The organism is Pseudomonas sp. GNP013, assembly GCF_054343995.1.
This window is the reverse complement of record NZ_JBTGUT010000001.1, coordinates 1,264,380-1,282,017: the sequence shown is the minus strand read 5'-3', so window position 1 is coordinate 1,282,017 and position 17,638 is coordinate 1,264,380. Positions and strand designations below refer to the sequence as shown.

18 protein-coding genes are annotated in these 17,638 nt (G+C 61.5%); all 18 read right to left on the bottom strand.

Annotated elements, in window-relative coordinates; translation table 11 throughout:
• Positions 1-17: 17 nt before the first annotated feature.
• On the bottom strand, positions 18-905 hold the full coding sequence (motD, locus tag ACXX81_RS05845) for a flagellar motor protein MotD (RefSeq protein ID WP_209983429.1): 888 nt from the start codon (positions 903-905) through the stop codon (positions 18-20).
• Positions 906-920: 15 nt separating this feature from the next.
• A complete protein-coding gene (locus ACXX81_RS05840) occupies positions 921-1,661 on the bottom strand; it encodes a flagellar motor protein (RefSeq protein ID WP_003236851.1) in 741 nt (246 codons plus the stop codon).
• On the bottom strand, positions 1,661-2,794 hold the full coding sequence (locus ACXX81_RS05835; RefSeq protein WP_209983431.1) for a protein-glutamate methylesterase/protein-glutamine glutaminase: 1,134 nt from the start codon (positions 2,792-2,794) through the stop codon (positions 1,661-1,663). Before ACXX81_RS05835 ends, ACXX81_RS05840 begins: the two co-directional genes overlap by 1 nt.
• Positions 2,795-2,843: 49 nt before the next feature.
• Positions 2,844-5,081: a chemotaxis protein CheA gene (locus tag ACXX81_RS05830; RefSeq protein WP_458571346.1), complete on the bottom strand. Its 2,238-nt coding sequence runs from the start codon at positions 5,079-5,081 to the stop codon at positions 2,844-2,846.
• 11 nt (positions 5,082-5,092) lie between these two features.
• A complete protein-coding gene (locus tag ACXX81_RS05825) occupies positions 5,093-5,881 on the bottom strand; it encodes a protein phosphatase CheZ (protein ID WP_209983435.1) in 789 nt (262 codons plus the stop codon).
• An 18-nt stretch (positions 5,882-5,899) separates the two neighbouring features.
• On the bottom strand, positions 5,900-6,274 hold the full coding sequence (locus ACXX81_RS05820) for a chemotaxis response regulator CheY (protein WP_015885173.1): 375 nt from the start codon (positions 6,272-6,274) through the stop codon (positions 5,900-5,902).
• 166 nt (positions 6,275-6,440) lie between these two features.
• Complete coding sequence (gene fliA, locus ACXX81_RS05815) at positions 6,441-7,181, bottom strand: RNA polymerase sigma factor FliA (RefSeq protein WP_057008163.1); 741 nt, start codon at positions 7,179-7,181, stop codon at positions 6,441-6,443.
• Positions 7,178-8,011 carry a flagellar synthesis regulator FleN gene (fleN, locus tag ACXX81_RS05810; protein WP_003192912.1) on the bottom strand — a complete coding sequence of 278 codons (834 nt, stop codon included), beginning with the start codon at positions 8,009-8,011 and terminating at the stop codon, positions 7,178-7,180. The genes fliA and fleN overlap by 4 nt, the downstream gene beginning before the upstream one ends.
• 105 nt (positions 8,012-8,116) lie before the next feature.
• Positions 8,117-9,433, bottom strand: coding sequence for a flagellar biosynthesis GTPase FlhF (gene flhF / locus ACXX81_RS05805; RefSeq protein WP_209983437.1), 1,317 nt, complete (start codon positions 9,431-9,433; stop codon positions 8,117-8,119).
• Between the two features lie 11 nt (positions 9,434-9,444).
• Complete coding sequence (flhA, locus tag ACXX81_RS05800; protein WP_245229258.1) at positions 9,445-11,559, bottom strand: flagellar biosynthesis protein FlhA; 2,115 nt, start codon at positions 11,557-11,559, stop codon at positions 9,445-9,447.
• Positions 11,560-12,195: 636 nt separating this feature from the next.
• On the bottom strand, positions 12,196-13,332 hold the full coding sequence (gene flhB / locus ACXX81_RS05795; protein WP_209983441.1) for a flagellar biosynthesis protein FlhB: 1,137 nt from the start codon (positions 13,330-13,332) through the stop codon (positions 12,196-12,198).
• A 3-nt stretch (positions 13,333-13,335) separates the two neighbouring features.
• On the bottom strand, positions 13,336-14,121 hold the full coding sequence (fliR, locus tag ACXX81_RS05790; RefSeq protein WP_209983443.1) for a flagellar biosynthetic protein FliR: 786 nt from the start codon (positions 14,119-14,121) through the stop codon (positions 13,336-13,338).
• Positions 14,122-14,125: 4 nt separating this feature from the next.
• Positions 14,126-14,395, bottom strand: a complete 270-nt coding sequence (gene fliQ / locus ACXX81_RS05785; RefSeq protein WP_003214552.1) for a flagellar biosynthesis protein FliQ — start codon at positions 14,393-14,395, stop codon at positions 14,126-14,128.
• Positions 14,396-14,399: 4 nt separating this feature from the next.
• Complete coding sequence (fliP, locus tag ACXX81_RS05780) at positions 14,400-15,143, bottom strand: flagellar type III secretion system pore protein FliP (RefSeq protein ID WP_003236875.1); 744 nt, start codon at positions 15,141-15,143, stop codon at positions 14,400-14,402.
• Positions 15,143-15,577 (bottom strand): flagellar biosynthetic protein FliO, encoded by a 435-nt coding sequence (fliO, locus tag ACXX81_RS05775; protein ID WP_458571345.1) that lies wholly within the window; start codon positions 15,575-15,577, stop codon positions 15,143-15,145. Before fliO ends, fliP begins: the two co-directional genes overlap by 1 nt.
• A gap of 1 nt (position 15,578) precedes the next feature.
• Complete coding sequence (gene fliN / locus ACXX81_RS05770; RefSeq protein WP_057008168.1) at positions 15,579-16,046, bottom strand: flagellar motor switch protein FliN; 468 nt, start codon at positions 16,044-16,046, stop codon at positions 15,579-15,581.
• Between the two features lie 43 nt (positions 16,047-16,089).
• Positions 16,090-17,058 (bottom strand): flagellar motor switch protein FliM, encoded by a 969-nt coding sequence (fliM, locus tag ACXX81_RS05765; protein WP_209983449.1) that lies wholly within the window; start codon positions 17,056-17,058, stop codon positions 16,090-16,092.
• A gap of 9 nt (positions 17,059-17,067) precedes the next feature.
• On the bottom strand, positions 17,068-17,580 hold the full coding sequence (fliL, locus tag ACXX81_RS05760) for a flagellar basal body-associated protein FliL (RefSeq protein ID WP_209983451.1): 513 nt from the start codon (positions 17,578-17,580) through the stop codon (positions 17,068-17,070).
• Between the last annotated feature and the right edge of the window lie 58 nt (positions 17,581-17,638).

Genomic DNA, 17,638 nt, shown 5'->3' with positions numbered 1-17,638 from the left:
CGAGACAGTGCATAAAATTAGTGAGCCGGCGACGGGGAATTGACGGAGCCCTGTCGAACCGGCGGCTTAACCGCTGGCGGTGCAGTTTGTGTGCCAGCGCGCTTCAACGCGGCATCCGGTGTTGCATTTGCAGTGCCGGTGCCCGTGAGGCTGCGGCGTACATCCAGGTTGCGTGATACCACCAGCACCACACGGCGGTTGCGCGCGCGGCCCTGCACCGTGGCATTGTTGGCCACCGGCTGGAACTCGCCATAACCCACCGATGCCAGGCGTCCGGGGTTCACACCCTGCATGGCGAGCATGCGCACGATGCTCGCCGCGCGTGCCGACGACAGCTCCCAGTTGGTCGGGTACTGCGCGGTGTTGATCGGCAGGTTGTCGGTGAAGCCTTCCACATGAATCGGGTTGTCAAACGGCTTGAGGATCGCCGCCACCTTGTCGATGATGTTGAACGCCTGATCGCTGGGTATGGCATCGGCACTGGCGAACAACAGGCTGGAGTTGAGTTCGATTTCCACCCACAGTTCATTGCCGCGCACGGTCATCTGGTTGGAGCTGATCAGGTCGCCGAACGCTGCGCTGATGTCATCCGCGATGCTTTTCAACGGGTCGCTGGTACCGCCTATGCCCGCAGCGGTCTCGTCGCTGTCGTTGACCAGCGGCTTGGCCGGGGTTACGGTCTTGGGCCGCTCGTCGCCAATGGGAATTGGCTTGAGCGCACGATCCGTGTCGTTGAACACGCCCACCAGCGCCTGGGAAAGGATTTTGTACTTGCCTTCGTTGACTGACGAGATCGAATACATCACCACGAAAAACGCGAACAGCAAGGTGATGAAGTCCGCGTAGGACACCAGCCAGCGTTCATGATTGACGTGTTCTTCAGGCTCGCGGCGACGACGGCTCACTGGCAACTCCCCCCATCAATCCATGAAGCCCTGAAGCTTCAATTCGATGGAACGCGGGTTCTCGCCCTCGGCAATCGACAGGATGCCTTCGAGCAACATTTCGCGATAACGGGACTGGCGCAGGGCAATCGACTTGAGTTTGCTCGCCACCGGCAGCAGCACCAGGTTGGCACTGGCCACACCATAAATGGTGGCGACGAACGCCACGGCAATCCCGCTGCCCAGTTGCGACGGATCGGCGAGGTTGCCCATCACATGGATCAGGCCCATCACCGCACCGATGATGCCGATGGTCGGCGCGTAGCCGCCCATGCTTTCAAAAACTTTGGCGGCGTTGATATCGCGGCTTTCCTGGGTGTAGAAATCCACTTCCAGGATGCTGCGGATCGCCTCCGGCTCGGCGCCGTCAACCAGCAGTTGCAGACCTTTGCGTGCGTAGCTGTCGGGCTCGGCATCGGCCACGCCTTCCAGACCCAGCAAGCCTTCCTTGCGCGCAGTGAGGCTCCAGTTGACCACGCGGTCGACGCCGCCGGCCAGGTCCACACGCGGCGGAAAAATGATCCACACCAGAATCTGCATGGCGCGCTTGAACGAACTCAAGGGCGCCTGCAGCAAAGCCGCGCCCACGGTGCCGCCGATCACGATCAACGCCGCCGGGCCGTTGGCCAGGGCGCCAAGGTGGCCGCCCTCCAGGTAGTTGCCGCCAATGATTGCGACAAAAGCCAGGGTGATGCCGATCAGGCTCAACACATCCATCAGAGACAGGCCTCCACCAGATGCCGGCCAATGTCGTCCAGGCTGTAGACGGCGTCGGCGAGGTCGGCTTTGACGATGGCCATGGGCATGCCATAGATCACGCAGCTGGCTTCGTCCTGGGCCCAGATGGCGCTGCCGCCCTGCTTGAGCAGGCGTGCGCCTTCACGGCCGTCGGCGCCCATGCCGGTGAGCACCACCGCCAGAACCTTGTCGCCGTAGGATTTGGCGGCGGAGCCAAAGGTGATGTCCACGCACGGCTTGTAGTTGAGGCGCTCATCGCCCGGCAGGATTTTGATCGCGCCACGCCCGTCCACCATCATCTGCTTGCCTCCCGGGGCCAGCAGCGCCAGGCCAGGACGCAGGATGTCGCCATCCTCGGCTTCCTTGACGCTGATGCGGCACAGCTTGTCCAGGCGCTCGGCGAATGCCTTGGTGAACGCAGCGGGCATGTGCTGGATGAGCACGATGGGCGCCGGGAAGTTGGCCGGCAGTTGGGTCAACACCCGTTGCAGGGCCACCGGGCCGCCGGTGGAGGTGCCGATGGCGACCAGCTTGTAGGCCTTGCGCTTGGGCGCCGGTGAATGCGCATGCGCGGCGGGCGCAGGGTTACGGGCCGGTGCGGCGGATGCAGGCCGGGCCGTCGGCGCAGGTGCCGGGCGGTTGAACGAGGAACCTGCTGGGGCAACTGGTGCGGCCGCCGGTGTCGGCGCAGGTGCGCTGGACAGGCTGCGACGGTTACTGCGCGCAATGCTGTGCACCTTTTCGCACAGCATCTGCTTGACCTTCTCGGGGTTGCGCGAGATGTCTTCGAAATTCTTCGGCAAAAAATCCACCGCGCCGGCGTCCAGCGCGTCAAGGGTCACTCGGGCGCCTTCGTGGGTCAGCGAGGAGAACATCAATACCGCGGTGGGGCAGCGTTGCATGATATGGCGCACGGCCGTGATGCCGTCCATCATCGGCATCTCGTAGTCCATGGTGATCACGTCCGGCTTCAACGCAATTGCCTGGTCAATCGCCTCTTTGCCGTTGGTGGCCGTGCCGACCACCTGGATGCTTGGATCGGCGGAAAGAATTTCCGAGACGCGGCGGCGGAAGAAACCCGAATCGTCCACCACCAGGACCTTGACTACCATAAACACTCCGTTAGGTGGGGCGGGCGTTACCGCCTGAGCCCCACCAAAATCAAATACGCCGTGCGGCGTAACGCTTGAGCATGCTCGGAACATCGAGAATCAGCGCGATCCGACCGTCACCGGTGATAGTCGCGCCCGACATGCCCGGGGTCCCCTGCAGCATTTTGCCCAATGGTTTGATCACCACCTCTTCCTGGCCCACCAACTGATCGACCACAAAGCCGATGCGCTGGGTGCCCACGGACAGGATCACCACGTGGCCTTCACGTTGTTCTTCATGCTTGGCCGACGCCACCAGCCAGCGCTTGAGGTAGAACAGCGGCAGGGCCTTGTCGCGCACGATCACCACTTCCTGGCCGTCGACCACGTTGGTGCGCGACAGGTCGAGGTGGAAGATCTCGTTGACGTTGACCAGCGGGAAGGCGAACGCCTGGTTGCCCAGCATCACCATCAGGGTCGGCATGATCGCCAGGGTCAGCGGCACCTTGATGACGATCTTGGAGCCCTGGCCCTTGGTCGAGTAGATGTTGATCGAGCCGTTGAGCTGGCTGATCTTGGTCTTTACCACGTCCATGCCGACGCCACGGCCCGACACGTCGGAAATCTCGGTCTTGGTCGAGAAGCCCGGAGCGAAGATCAGGTTGTAGCACTCGGTGTCGGTGAGGCGGTCGGCGGCGTCCTTGTCCATCACGCCACGCTTGACTGCGATATTGCGCAGGATTGCCGGGTCCATCCCTTTGCCGTCGTCGGTGATCGACAGCAGGATATGATCGCCCTCCTGCTCGGCCGCCAGAATCACCTTGCCGTTGCGCGACTTGCCTGCCGCTTCACGTTCTTCAGGGGTTTCCACGCCGTGGTCGACGGCGTTGCGCACCAAGTGGACCAACGGGTCGGCCAGGGCCTCGACGAGGTTCTTGTCGAGGTCGGTTTCTTCGCCCACCAGTTCCAGGTTGATTTCTTTCTTGAGCTGGCGTGCCAGGTCGCGAACCAGACGCGGGAAGCGGCCAAAGACTTTCTTGATCGGCTGCATGCGCGTTTTCATCACCGCGGTCTGCAGGTCGGCGGTGACCACGTCGAGGTTCGACACGGCCTTTTGCATGGCTTCGTCGCCACTGCTCAGGCCCAGGCGCACCAGGCGGTTACGCACCAGCACCAGTTCGCCCACCATGTTCATGATGTCGTCCAGGCGCGCGGTGTCTACCCGTACGGTGGTCTCGGCTTCGGTGGTGACCGGCTTTTCGGCCACGGCGGCAGCCGGGGCGCGTGCAGGTGCTGCGGCAGGTGCCGGTGCGGGCTTGGCGGCTGGAGCGGCTGCCGGTGCAGGTGCAGGTGCAGATTTGGCGGCCACAGGCGCAGCAGTCGCCGCTGCGGCCGGGGCCACTTCGGTGAACTTGCCCTTGCCGTGCAATTCGTCGAGCAACGCCTCGAATTCGTGATCGCTGATCAACCCGTCGCCGGCCGGTGCTGCGCTGGCTGCCGGAGCGGCTGGCGCGGCGGCAGGCGCCGTCGCGGCGACTTCCGGCAAGGCATCGACAGCAAAGGTGCCCTTGCCGTGCAATTGATCGAGCAAGGCTTCGAATTCGTCATCGGTGATATCGGTGCTGGCGCTCGCTGCGGCTGCGGGCGGCGCGGCGACCGGTGCCACGGCGTCGGCAGCGAACTGACCCTTGCCATGCAACTGGTCGAGCAGCGATTCGAACTCGGCGTCGGTGATGTCTTCGCTGGTTGGCGCGGCAGGTGCAGCAACCGCTGGCTGTGGCGTCTGCGGTGCTTCGGCCTCGGCCTTCACGGCGTTGAGCGAATCGAGCAACTGTTCGAACTCGCTGTCGGTGACATCCGCCTCGGGCTCAGGCTCGGCCACCGGCGCAGGTGCAGCTTGTACAGCCGGCGCCTCGGCAGCCGGCTCTGCCAGGCGCGCCAGGGCGGCCAGCAGTTCCGGAGTGGCGGCGGTGATCGGGGCACGTTCACGCACTTCGCTGAACATGCCGTTGACCGCATCCAGTGCTTCGAGAATCACGTCCATCAACTCCGAGTCGACCTGCCGTTCACCCTTGCGCAGGATGTCGAACACGTTCTCGGCGATGTGGCAGCACTCAACCAGCTCATGGAGCTGGAGGAAGCCGGCGCCCCCTTTTACAGTGTGAAAACCGCGAAAAATTGCATTGAGCAGGTTCGCATCATCCGGTCGGCTTTCCAGCTCGACCAGTTGTTCGGACAGTTGCTCTAAAATTTCGCCGGCCTCTACAAGGAAATCCTGAAGGATTTCTTCATCGGCGCCGAAGCTCATGTGGGTGCTCCTTAGAAGCCTAAACTGGATAACAGGTCATCGACATCATCCTGACCTGACACAACGTCTTCACGTTTATCGGCATGAATCTGCGGACCTTCACCCTTGGCGAGATGTTTTTGTGGATCTTTTTCCGAGAGGATCGCCGCGCGGTCATGTTCGATGCCGGCAAAACGATCGACCTGCCCGGCCATGAGCACCAGTTTGAGCAGGTTGCTTTCCACTTCGGTGACCAGTTGGGTCACGCGCTTGATCACTTGACCGGTGAGGTCCTGGTAATCCTGGGCCAGCAAAATATCGTTGAGGTTGCTCGCCACCGTGCGGTTTTCCTGTTCGCTGCGCGACAGAAAACCGTCGACCCGACGGGCCAGTTCACGAAACTCTTCAGCACCGACTTCGCGACGCATGAAGCGGCCCCAGTCGTGGCTAAGCGCTTGAGCCTCGGTGGCCATGCCATTGACCAGAGGCGTGGCGTTTTCCACCAGGTCCATGGTGCGGTTAGCCGCCGCTTCGGTCAGCTTGACCACATAGGACAGGCGTTCGGTGGCGTCGGTGATCTGCGAAATTTCTTCGGCCTGGGGCATGTGCGGGTCAATCTGGAAATTGACGATCGCACTGTGCAGCTCGCGCGTGAGCTTGCCCACTTCCTGGTACAGGCCGCGGTCACGGGTCTGGTTAAGCTCATGGATCAACTGCACCGCGTCGCCGAAATGACCTTTTTCAAGGCTGTCGACCAACTGGTGAGCATGTTTTTTCAGGGTCGACTCAAAATCGCCCAATGTTGTTTCTTTATGCTCCATAGCTCCCCCGCGATGGCATTAGCCGTGGATGCGTTCGAAGATTTTTTCGATCTTCTCTTTTAGCGCCAATGCAGTGAATGGCTTGACCACGTAACCGTTTACCCCGGCCTGGGCGGCTTCGATAATCTGTTCACGCTTGGCTTCGGCGGTCACCATCAGTACAGGCAGGCTGCGCAGCTTTTCGTCGGCGCGCACATGGCGCAACAAGTCGATGCCAGTCATGCCCGGCATGTTCCAGTCGGTTACCAGAAAGTCGATGCTGCCGCTGTTGAGGATCGGAATCGCCGTAATGCCGTCGTCCGCCTCGACCGTGTTGGTGAACCCAAGGTCACGCAACAGGTTTTTTATGATCCGCCGCATCGTTGAGAAGTCATCAACGATGAGGATTTTCATGTTCTTGTCCAATTCGACCTCCAAGCAGTCTTAAACGCGCCCAGCACCTGGACGCGCCATTTCAATCAACAGGCGTTACACAAAAAGGACTGCCGGTCCACCACGGGTCGACCCCGCGAAGGTCGTGACCCTCGCGGTATCGTCTGCAGTGTCCCCACACTGCCTGTCAGCGCGCGCGCCACTCTCCCAAACGCCCCCGCAAACGGGCTGCGCACTGGCTATGCAACTGGCTGACACGCGATTCGCTGACCCCCAGGACCTCACCGATTTCCTTGAGGTTCAGCTCTTCGTCGTAGTACAGCGCCAGGACCAGGCGCTCACGCTCCGGCAAGTTGGCAATGGCTTCCGCCAGTGCGCCCTGGAAACGTTCATCTTCCAGGTCGCGTGACGGTTCCATATGCGCACTCGCGCCGTCCTCGTGCAGCCCTTCGTGTTCGCCGTCCTGCAACAGGTCGTCGAAACTGAACAGGCGGCTGCCCAAGGTATCGTTCAAAATCCCGTAATAATCATCGAGACTCAATTGGAGTTCGGCCGCAACTTCGTGATCTTTAGCGTCGCGACCGGTTTTTGCTTCAATTGAGCGAATTGCGTCACTGACCATCCGCGTATTGCGGTGCACCGAACGCGGCGCCCAATCCCCTTTACGCACTTCATCGAGCATCGCGCCACGTATGCGAATACCCGCATACGTCTCGAAACTGGCGCCCTTGCTCGCGTCGTACTTGGTCGACACTTCGAGCAGGCCGATCATGCCGGCCTGGATCAGGTCTTCGACCTGCACACTGGCCGGAAGGCGTGCCAGCAGGTGATAGGCAATGCGCTTGACCAGCGGCGCATAGCGCTCGATCAATTCGCCCTGGCTGTCGCGTGCCGATTTTTTATAGAGGTTGTAGCCGCTGGATGTCATAGCACAGGACCCGCGCTTGTCTGATGCACCAATCGCTCGACGAAGAACTCCAGATGCCCACGCGGGTTGGCGGGCAGCGGCCAGGTATCGACCTTCTGGGCAATCGCCTTGAATGCCAGCGCACACTTGGAACGCGGGAATGCTTCGTAGACCGCACGCTGTTTTTGCACAGCCTTGCGCACGCATTCGTCGTAGGGAACTGCGCCAACGTATTGCAGGGCGACATCGAGAAAACGATCCGTGACCTTGGTCAGCTTGGCGAACAGGTTGCGCCCTTCCTGCGGGCTCTGGGCCATGTTGGCCAGCACGCGGAAGCGGTTCATGCCGTAGTCACGGTTAAGCAGTTTGATCAGGGCGTAGGCGTCGGTGATCGAAGTGGGCTCGTCGCACACCACCAGCAGCACTTCCTGCGCGGCGCGCACAAAGCTGACCACGGACTCGCCGATGCCGGCGGCGGTGTCGATCACCAATACGTCGAGGTTGTCGCCGATATCGCTGAACGCCTGGATCAGGCCGGCATGCTGCGCCGGGCTCAGGTGCACCATGCTCTGGGTGCCGGAGGCAGCCGGCACGATGCGGATCCCGCCGGGCCCCTGCAGCAGCACATCGCGCAGCTCACAGCGCCCTTCGATCACATCGGCAAGGGTATGTTTGGGGGTCAGCCCCAGCAGAACGTCCACGTTCGCCAGGCCCAGGTCAGCGTCCAGCAGCATGACGCGACGGCCAAGCTCTGCCAGGGCCAGGGACAAATTCACTGACACGTTAGTTTTCCCGACGCCACCTTTGCCGCCGGTCACCGCGATCACCTGTACGGGATGCATGCTGCCCATTTTATTTCTTTACCTTGTCTTGCTTAGACGCAGGCTACATGGCTTGGCCGCTTGAATCGCTTGCAGACCATCGATGTAGGTACATTTCACGGTGTTCATCCTGCCTCAACCGACCCGTTTTGCCGGGTTGTGGTAAAGGTCGGCGAACATATCAGCCATCGCTTCCTCGCTAGGCTCGTCTTGCATTTGCACACTCACGGCACGGCTGACCAACTGATGACGACGCGGCAGATGCAGATCATCCGGGATTCGCGGGCCGTCGGTCAGGTAGGCGACCGGTAATTCATGACTGATTGCCAGGCTCAGCACTTCGCCCAGGCTCGCGGTTTCGTCGAGCTTGGTGAGGATGCAGCCGGCCAGACCGCAGCGCTTGTAACTGTGATACGCAGCGGTAAGAACCTGTTTCTGGCTGGTGGTTGCAAGCACCAGGTAATTTTTCGACTTGATCCCACGGCCGGCCAGGCTTTCCAGCTGCATGCGCAACGCCGGGTCGCTGGCTTGCAGGCCGGCGGTGTCGATCAGCACCACGCGCTTGCGCAGCAGCGGGTCGAGGGCGTTGGCCAGGGACTGGCCCGGGTCGACGTGGGTCACCGGCACATTGAGAATGCGGCCGAGGGTCTTGAGCTGTTCCTGGGCGCCGATACGGTAGCTGTCCATGCTCACCAGCGCGATGTTGTTGGCGCCGTACTTGAGCACGTAACGGGCGGCCAGCTTGGCCAGGGTGGTGGTTTTGCCCATGCCGGCAGGGCCAACCATGGCGATCACACCGCCCTCTTCGAGGGGTTCGATTTCCGGGGTGGCGATCATCCGCGCCAGGTGCGCCAGCAACATGCGCCAGGCCTGACGGGGCTCCTCGATGTTGCCGGTCAGCGCCAGCAGGTCGCGCGACAGCGGACCGGACAGGCCGATGCGTTGCAGGCGACGCCACAGGTTGGCCTGTTGCGGCTTGCTGCCTTGCAACTGGTTCCAGGCCAGCGAGCCCAGTTGTACTTCGAGCAGTTCGCGCAGGCCGTTGAGTTCAAAGCGCATCGAATCGAAGACGCGCTGGTCGACGGCAGCAGCCGGGGCCGGTGCGGCAGGACGCGGCGGCTCAACGAAAGTCGGCTCCACCAGCGGCTCGGCAGCGGTCAGCGGCAGGCCGGCGAACAGCTGGCGATTGGTGGTGGTGTCGCTGTCGCCGCGCATGCTCAGCTCGGCCTGGGCCGACACAATGCGCGAGGCGGTTTTGCGCAGCTCGTCTTCGAGTTCCATGTTCGGCACGCGTGGCGCCAGGGCCTGGGGGGTGTAATCCAGGGCAGCCGTCAGCTCCACACCGCCGGCGATGCGGCGGTTGCCGATAATGGCAGCATCGGCGCCCAGCTCATCACGCACCAGTTTCATGGCCTGACGCATATCGGCGGCGAAAAAACGCTTCACTTGCATAACCCACTACCTCAGCCGTTGGGCCCTACTGTCGCGACGATAGTCACTTGCTTATTGTCAGGAATTTCCTGGTAAGCCAACACGTGCAAATTCGGTACTGCCAGGCGTCCAAACCGCGACAACATCGCTCGGACCGGGCCTGCCACCAGCAGAATCACCGGTTGGCCCTGCATTTCCTGGCGCTGTGCGGCGTCGATCAACGAACGCTGCAGTTTTTCAGCCATGCTTGGCTCCAGCAGAACGCCCTCTTCCTGGCCTAATCCTGCCTTCTGAATACTATTGAGCAAAATCTGTTCCAACCTTGGCTCCAGGGTGATAACAGGCAGCTCGGAGTCAAGCCCTACAATGCTTTGCACGATTGCGCGGGACAATCCGACGCGCACCGAAGCCACCAGCGCGGCGGTATCTTGACTCTTGGCAGCGTTGTTGGCGATAGCCTCGGCAATGCTGCGAATGTCGCGTACCGGTACCTGTTCGGCCAGCAGCGCTTGCAGCACCTTGAGCAGCTGCGACAACGAGAGCACGCCCGGCACCAGCTCTTCGGCGAGTTTTGGCGAGGCCTTGGCCAGCAACCCCATCAATTGCTGGACTTCCTCGTGGCCGATCAGCTCGTGGGAGTGTTTGTAGAGGATCTGGTTGAGGTGGGTAGCAACTACGGTGCTGGCGTCCACCACGGTGTAACCGAGCGATTGCGCCTGGCTGCGCTGGCTGACTTCGATCCACACCGCGTCCAGGCCAAAAGCCGGATCTTTGGCGGTGATGCCGTTAAGGCTGCCGAACACCTGGCCCGGGTTGATCGCCAGCTCACGGTCCGGGTAAATCTCGGCTTCGGCGAGAATCACGCCCATCAGGGTCAGGCGGTAGGCGCTGGGGGCCAGGTCGAGGTTGTCACGGATGTGCACGGTAGGCATCAGGAAGCCCAGGTCCTGGGACAACTTCTTGCGCACACCCTTGATCCGCGCGAGCAACTGGCCACCCTGGTTGCGGTCCACCAGAGGAATCAGGCGGTAGCCGACTTCCAGACCGATCATGTCGATCGGGGTCACGTCATCCCAGCCCAGCTCCTTGGTTTCCTGGGCGCGGGCCGGGGATGGCAGCAATTCCTGCTGGCGCGCCACCTCTTGCAGGGCCTGCACCTTGACCGCGTTCTGTTTTTTCCAGAACAGGTAGGCACCGCCACCCGCCAGGGCCGCCATGGTCAGGAACGACACGTGGGGCATGCCCGGCACGATCCCCATGATCGCCATGATGCCCGCCGCCACGGCCAGGGCCTTGGGCGAGGCAAACATCTGCCGGCTGATCTGCTTGCCCATGTCTTCGGAACCCGAAGCACGGGTCACCATGATGGCTGCTGCTGTGGATAACAACAGTGATGGCAATTGCGCCACTAAACCGTCACCGATGGTCAGCAAGGCGTACACCTTGCCGGCATCGCCGAAGGTCATGCCGTGCTGGAAGATACCCACGGCCATGCCGCCGATGAGGTTGATGAACAGAATCAGCAGGCCGGCGATGGCGTCGCCACGCACAAATTTGCTCGCACCGTCCATGGAACCGTAGAACTCGGCTTCCTGGGCCACTTCCAGGCGGCGGGACTTGGCCTGGTTCTGGTCGATGAGGCCGGCGTTGAGGTCGGCGTCGATTGCCATCTGCTTGCCGGGCATGGCGTCGAGGGTAAAGCGCGCGCTCACCTCGGAAATACGCCCGGCACCTTTGGTCACGACCACGAAGTTGATGATCATCAGGATCGCGAACACCACGATACCGACCACGTAGTTACCGCCGATCACCACCTCACCGAATGCCTGGATCACCTTGCCGGCGGCGGCATGGCCGTCCTGGCCGTGCAGCATCACCACACGGGTGGACGCAACGTTCAGCGCCAGCCGCAGCAGGGTCGCCACCAGCAGGATGGTGGGGAACACGGCGAAATCCAGCGGCCGCAGCGCGTATACGCACACCAGCAACACGACCACGGACAACGCGATGTTGAAGGTGAAGAACACGTCGAGCAGAAACGGCGGCATCGGCAACATCATCATTGCCAGCATCACCAGCAACAACAACGGCACACCCAGATTGCCCCGCGAAAGGTCAGTCAGGGTCGTACGGGCCGTGCCGAACATTTGAGAGCGATCCACCACCGGTATTCCTCGTAACGTAAAGCAAACTTTTGACGCCAGGAGGCGACTTGCAGGCGGTATTGCAAGAAGCTGTCCAACTTTGGTTTTGGCAACAGGATCAAAAATACGGAAGGGGGCTTGCTTCCGATAGTCGTGGGTCAGTCCACCGCTGGAGTGACTGATCCATCGCTATCGGGAGCAAGCCCCCTCCCACATTCTGGTTTGTGTAAAGACTGGATGTGCGCCGCTGGCGCCTTGCGTCATCAAGGTTTTGGTGTGGCTGATCCGATCGGCGGCAGCGCGTACGGACCTTTGGGTCGATGGATCATTTGGAATGCCACTTGCTGGCCAATCGAAAACTCAATCCCACCCCAATCACTCTTGTCTACAAATACCTCACTGTCCCAATCACAGGCCCGAATCACCCACTCGGCCCTGACCGGATTGTAGGATTCGACAGCACCTCTATACACCTTCAACACCGCTCTCCCTGTATATAGCTCACAACCTGTGTACGGTTTCTACTGCAATGGAACCGCGCAAAGGCGCTGCTGGCTACTGTCAAAGTTGACAGGTAGACGCAACCCAATAACGAGTGGTAGCGATGTAAAAATGCGACACAGTGGGAGCCACGCAGCCTCAGGAATCGCGCCGCAGCTCCGGCGGAATCGGCAAGTCCTTGAGCGGGTCCGGCCGTTTGCCCTTGCCCGCGCGGTATTGGCGGATCTGGTAGACATAGGCCAGAACCTGCGCCACAGCCAGGTACAGGCCGGCGGGAATTTCCTGGTCCAGGTCGGTGGAGTAGAAGATCGAGCGCGCCAGCGCCGCCGACTCCAGCAGCAGGATGTCGTTGGCCACGGCAATTTCACGGATTTTCAGCGCAGTAAAGTCGCTGCCCTTGGCCAGCAGCATTGGCGCGCCGCCTTTCTCCGGGTCGTATTTGAGCGCTACGGCGTAGTGGGTCGGGTTGGTGATGATCACGTCGGCGTCGGGCACCGAGGCCATCATCTTGCGCTGGGACATTTCACGCTGTAGCTGGCGGATGCGCTGCTTGACCTCCGGCCGCCCTTCCTGGTCCTTGTGTTCGTCGCGCACTTCCTGCTTGGTCATCAGCAGTTTCTTGTGGCTCTCCCACAGCTGAATGGGCGCGTCCACCGCCGCAATGATGATCAGCCCGGCGGACATCCACAGCGCGCTCCAGCCCACCAACTGCAAGCTGTGAATGATCGCCGACTCCAGCGGCTCGTGGGCGATGCGCAGCAGGTCGTCGATATCGGACGACAACACCGCCAGCGCCACGAACAGAATCAGGATGAATTTGGCCAGGGCCTTGAGCAGTTCCACCAGCGCCTTGGCGGAAAACATGCGCTTGAGCCCTGCCCCCGGGTTCATTCGGCTGAACTTGGGCGCCATGCTGCTGGCGGCGAACAGCCAGCCGCCCAGGGCCACCGGGCCAATCAGCGCGGCCAGCATCAACGTGATCAGGATCGGCTGCACTGCCAACAGCGCGATCTTGCCCGAGTGCATCAGGTACTGGCCCATGGCATCGGGATTGAGCAGCACCTCGCGCGGCAGGCTGAAGTTGTATTTCATCAACTCCAGCAAATCCAGGGCCAGGCCGCCGCCATAGATCAACAGGGCGCCAGAACCGGCCATCATGGTCGCGACGGTGTTGAGCTCCTTGGAACGGGCGATCTCGCCCTTTTCCCGGGAGTCCTTTTTGCGTTTCTCCGTGGGGTCTTCTGTCTTGTCCTGACCACTCTCGCTCTCGGCCATGGCTCAGCGCGCCCGTGCCAGGTCACGTAAAAACTGCAGGGCGTCGGTCGCCAGCGGTTGATACTGATTGAGAATGTCAGCCAGGCCGACCCAGAAAATCACCATGCCCATCACCAGGGTCAGCGGGAAGCCGATGGAGAAAATGTTCAACTGCGGCGCCGCACGCGTCATCACGCCGAACGCGATGTTCACCACCAGCAATGCGGTGATCGCCGGCAGCACCAGCAACAGCGAGGCGCCCAGCACCCAGCCGAGGCGCCCCACCACTTCCCAGAAATGATTGACCACCAGCCCCGAGCCCACCGGCAAGGTGGTGAAGCTTTCGGTCAGCACCTCGAACGCCACCAGATGGCCGTTCATGGCCAGAAACAGCAAGGTCACCAGCATCGTCAAAAACTGCCCGATCACCGCCGCCGAGACGCCATTGGTAGGGTCGACCATGGACGCGAAGCCCATGCCCATCTGGATCGAAATGATTTGCCCGGCGACCACGAAGGCCTGGAAGAACAGGGTCAGGGAAAAGCCCAGCATGGCGCCGATCAGCACCTGCTCGGCGATCAGCAGCAAGGCGCTGAGATCGAGTGCGTTGACCGGCGGCATCGGCGGCAAGCCGGGAACGATCACCACCGTGATGGCCACCGCAAAGTACAGTCGCACACGACGGGGAACCAGGGTGGTGCCGAACACCGGCATCGCCATCAGCATCGCTGTGACGCGAAACAGCGGCAGGATGAACGAGGCCACCCAGGTACTGATCTGCGTGTCGGTCAGCGCCAGCAGCGATTGCATGGGCTCAGCCGATCAACTGCGGAATACTGCCGTACAGCTGCAGAATGTATTCCATGAAGGTTTGCACCAGCCACGGGCCGGCGACGATCAGCGTGATCAGCATCACCAGCAGGCGCGGCAGGAAGCTCAGGGTCTGTTCGTTGATCTGCGTCGCGGCCTGGAACATCGCCACCAGCAGGCCCACCAACAGGCTCGGCACCACCAGCACGGCGACCATCATGGTGGTCAGCCACAACGCTTCACGGAACAGGTCGACCGCTACTTCTGGCGTCATGGCCTCATACCCCTCCGAAACTGCCGGCCAGGGTGCCGATTATCAGCGCCCAGCCATCCACCAGCACAAACAGCATGATCTTGAACGGCAACGAGATGATCAGCGGCGACAGCATCATCATGCCCATGGCCATCAGCACACTCGCCACCACCAGGTCGATGATCAGGAACGGGATGAAGATCATGAAGCCGATCTGGAATGCGGTCTTCAGTTCCGAGGTGACGAACGCCGGCACCAGGATGGTCAGCGGCGCCTGATCCGGTGTCGCAATGTCGGTGCGCTTGGACAGGCGCACGAACAGCTCAAGGTCGCTGGAGCGGGTCTGCGACAGCATGAAGTCCTTGATCGGGCCCTGGGCCCTGTCGATGGCGACCTGGGGCGTGATGGTCTCGGCCAGATAAGGCTGCAGGGCCTGCTGGTTCACCTTGTCGAACACCGGCGCCATGATGAACATGGTCAGGAACAGCGCCATGCCGGTGAGGATCTGGTTCGACGGCGTCTGCTGCAGGCCCAGGGCCTGGCGCAGGATCGAGAACACAATGATGATCCGCGTAAAGCTGGTCATCAGCATGACGAACGCCGGGATAAAACTCAGCGCGGTCATGATCAGCAAAATCTGCAGGCTGACCGAATATTCCTGCGCGCCGGCCGCGTTGGTGCCCAGGGTGATCGCCGGGATCGACAACGGGTCGGCGCCCAGCGCCAGTGGCGCGACCAGCAACAGCATGAGCGTCAATAAAACGCGCATTACTTCTTATCCTTCTGATCCTTGCCCAGCAACTCCATCAGGCGCTGAGCGAATTCCGGCGTGGCAGGCGTGGACGAGTCCACGTTCACCGGGTTCTTGAGCACGTGCAGCGGGGTGATGCGGCCCGGCGTGATGCCCAGCAAAATCTGTTCGCCACCGACCTGCACCAGCACCAGCCGGTCACGCGGTCCGAGCGCACGTGCGCCGATCATCTCGATCATCTGGCCATTGCCCGGGCCGATGCGCTGCATGCGGCGCATCACCCAGGCCAGCACAAAGATCAGCCCCACCACCAGCAGCAACCCCAGCACCAGTTGGGTCAGTTGCCCGCCGACACTGCTGCCGACCACGGGCGCGGCCGCCTTCGCCACGGGTTCGGCCGCGAGGGCGCTCAATGGCAGCGCCAGACACAGTCCCGCCAGTGAATACTTCATGTCAGCGCAGCTTCTTGATGCGTTCGCTCGGGCTGATCACGTCCGTCAGGCGGATGCCGAACTTTTCGTTGACCACCACCACCTCGCCATGGGCGATCAGCGTGCCGTTGACCAGCACGTCCAGCGGCTCACCGGCCAGGCGGTCCAGCTCGATCACCGAGCCCTGGTTGAGCTGCAGCAGGTTGCGGATGTTGATTTCGGTGCTGCCCACTTCCATGGAGATCGACACAGGAATGTCGAGGATCACGTCCAGGTTGGGTCCGTCGAGGCTCACCGGGTCATTGTTCTTCGGCACGCTGCCGAATTCTTCCATTGGCAGGCGCTTGCCGGCCGGCGCGGTGGCGGCATCGGCGGCCAGCAGCGCGTCGATATCGTCCTGGCCGACATCGCCGGTTTCTTCCAGGGCCGCTGCCCATTCGTCAGCCAGGGCCTGGTCTTCGGCGGAAGTGTTTTCGTGTTCGGTAGCCATTACATGTCCTCGGCGAAGCAAACATTCATAAAAAGAGGGGGGATCAGCGCCGGTTGATCGGCTCGATCACCTGCAGCGCCAGGTTGCCCTTGTGGGAACCGAGCTTGACCTTGAACGACGGCACGCCGTTGGCGCGCATGATCATTTCTTCCGGCAGCTCGACCGGAATCACGTCGCCGGGCTGCATGTGCAGAATATCGCGCAGGCGCAACTGGCGACGGGCCACGGTGGCGCTCAGGGGTACGTCGACGTCGAGCAAATCTTCGCGCAGGGCCTTGACCCAGCGTTCGTCCTGGTCGTCCACGTCGGACTGGAAGCCCGCGTCGAGCATCTCGCGCACCGGTTCGATCATCGCGTACGGCATGGTCACGTGCAGATCGCCGCCGCCGCCATCGAGTTCGATGTGAAACGTCGACACCACAATGGCCTCGCTCGGCCCGACGATGTTGGCCATGGCCGGGTTCACTTCCGAGTTGATGTACTCGAAATTGACCTCCATAACGGCCTGCCAGGCTTCCTTCAAGTCGATGAAGGCCTGCTCCAGCACCATGCGCACCACGCGCAATTCGGTAGGGGTGAATTCGCGGCCTTCGATCTTGGCGTGACGGCCGTCGCCACCGAAGAAGTTGTCCACCAGCTTGAACACCAGCTTGGCGTCGAGGATAAACAGCGCAGTGCCGCGCAACGGCTTGATCTTGACCAGGTTGAGGCTGGTGGGCACGTACAGCGAGTGAACGTACTCGCCGAACTTCATCACCTGCACGCCACCCACCGCCACGTCAGCCGAACGGCGCAGCATGTTGAACATGCTGATGCGGGTGTAGCGGGCGAAACGTTCGTTGATCATCTCCAGGGTCGGCATGCGCCCACGGACGATGCGATCCTGGCTGGTCAGGTCATAACTTTTGACGCTGCCGGGCTCGGCAGCCATTTCGGTCTGTACCAGACCATCGTCCACGCCATGCAGCAGCGCATCGATTTCATCCTGGGACAGCAGGTCCTGCACGGCCATGTCGTGATCCTACTGCAATACGAAATTGGTGAAGAGCACTTGCTCGACGGCGACTTTGCCGAGTTCCTTCTGGGACACTTCCTGCACGCTGGCGGTGACTTTCTGGCGCAGCATTTCCTGGCCAACCGGGGTTACCAGGCTGTCGAAGCTCTGTGCGGATAACAGCATCACCAGGTTGTTGCGGATCACCGGCATATGCACCTTGAGTGCATCCAGGTCCGCCTGGTTACGCGCCAGCAGCGTCATGCTCACCTGCAGGTAGCGTTGACGGCCGTTCTGATTGTAGTTGGCGACAAAGGCCGGCAGCATCGGCTCGAAGATAGCCGGTTGCTTGACGTTGGTGGCGGTCTCGGCGGCGGGGGCCGGTTTGCTGGCACTGCTGTGCATGATGTACCAGGTGCCGCCTACCGAAGCACCAATGGCCAGGAGCAGGCCTAGGACAATCATCAGGATAAGCTTGAGTTTGCCCTTGCCCTTGACCTTGCCTTCGGGTGCTTGTGCTGCGTCTTCGCTCTTCGCCATGCCAATAATCCGTCACTATTCGGGGATTCATAGATCTACGGAAAGGCAAGAGCAAGTG

Bases quoted from the DNA above. Each gene is read 5' to 3' on its own strand.
- flhF (WP_209983437.1), bottom strand. From the start codon at position 9,433: ATGCAAGTGAAGCGTTTTTTCGCCGCCGATATGCGTCAGGCCATGAAA.
- fliP (WP_003236875.1), bottom strand. From the start codon at position 15,143: ATGCGCGTTTTATTGACGCTCATGCTGTTGCTGGTCGCGCCACTGGCG.
- flhB (WP_209983441.1), bottom strand. From the start codon at position 13,332: ATGGCCGAGAGCGAGAGTGGTCAGGACAAGACAGAAGACCCCACGGAG.
- ACXX81_RS05820 (WP_015885173.1), bottom strand. From the start codon at position 6,274: ATGAAAATCCTCATCGTTGATGACTTCTCAACGATGCGGCGGATCATA.
- fliN (WP_057008168.1), bottom strand. From the start codon at position 16,046: ATGGCTACCGAACACGAAAACACTTCCGCCGAAGACCAGGCCCTGGCT.
- ACXX81_RS05835 (WP_209983431.1), bottom strand. From the start codon at position 2,794: ATGGTAGTCAAGGTCCTGGTGGTGGACGATTCGGGTTTCTTCCGCCGC.
- ACXX81_RS05840 (WP_003236851.1), bottom strand. From the start codon at position 1,661: ATGGATGTGTTGAGCCTGATCGGCATCACCCTGGCTTTTGTCGCAATC.
- fliO (WP_458571345.1), bottom strand. From the start codon at position 15,577: ATGAAGTATTCACTGGCGGGACTGTGTCTGGCGCTGCCATTGAGCGCC.
- ACXX81_RS05825 (WP_209983435.1), bottom strand. From the start codon at position 5,881: ATGGAGCATAAAGAAACAACATTGGGCGATTTTGAGTCGACCCTGAAA.
- fliQ (WP_003214552.1), bottom strand. From the start codon at position 14,395: ATGACGCCAGAAGTAGCGGTCGACCTGTTCCGTGAAGCGTTGTGGCTG.
- fliM (WP_209983449.1), bottom strand. From the start codon at position 17,058: ATGGCCGTGCAGGACCTGCTGTCCCAGGATGAAATCGATGCGCTGCTG.
- fleN (WP_003192912.1), bottom strand. From the start codon at position 8,011: ATGGGCAGCATGCATCCCGTACAGGTGATCGCGGTGACCGGCGGCAAA.
- fliA (WP_057008163.1), bottom strand. From the start codon at position 7,181: ATGACATCCAGCGGCTACAACCTCTATAAAAAATCGGCACGCGACAGC.
- flhA (WP_245229258.1), bottom strand. From the start codon at position 11,559: ATGTTCGGCACGGCCCGTACGACCCTGACTGACCTTTCGCGGGGCAAT.
- fliR (WP_209983443.1), bottom strand. From the start codon at position 14,121: ATGCAATCGCTGCTGGCGCTGACCGACACGCAGATCAGTACCTGGGTG.
- fliL (WP_209983451.1), bottom strand. From the start codon at position 17,580: ATGGCGAAGAGCGAAGACGCAGCACAAGCACCCGAAGGCAAGGTCAAG.
- ACXX81_RS05830 (WP_458571346.1), bottom strand. From the start codon at position 5,081: ATGAGCTTCGGCGCCGATGAAGAAATCCTTCAGGATTTCCTTGTAGAG.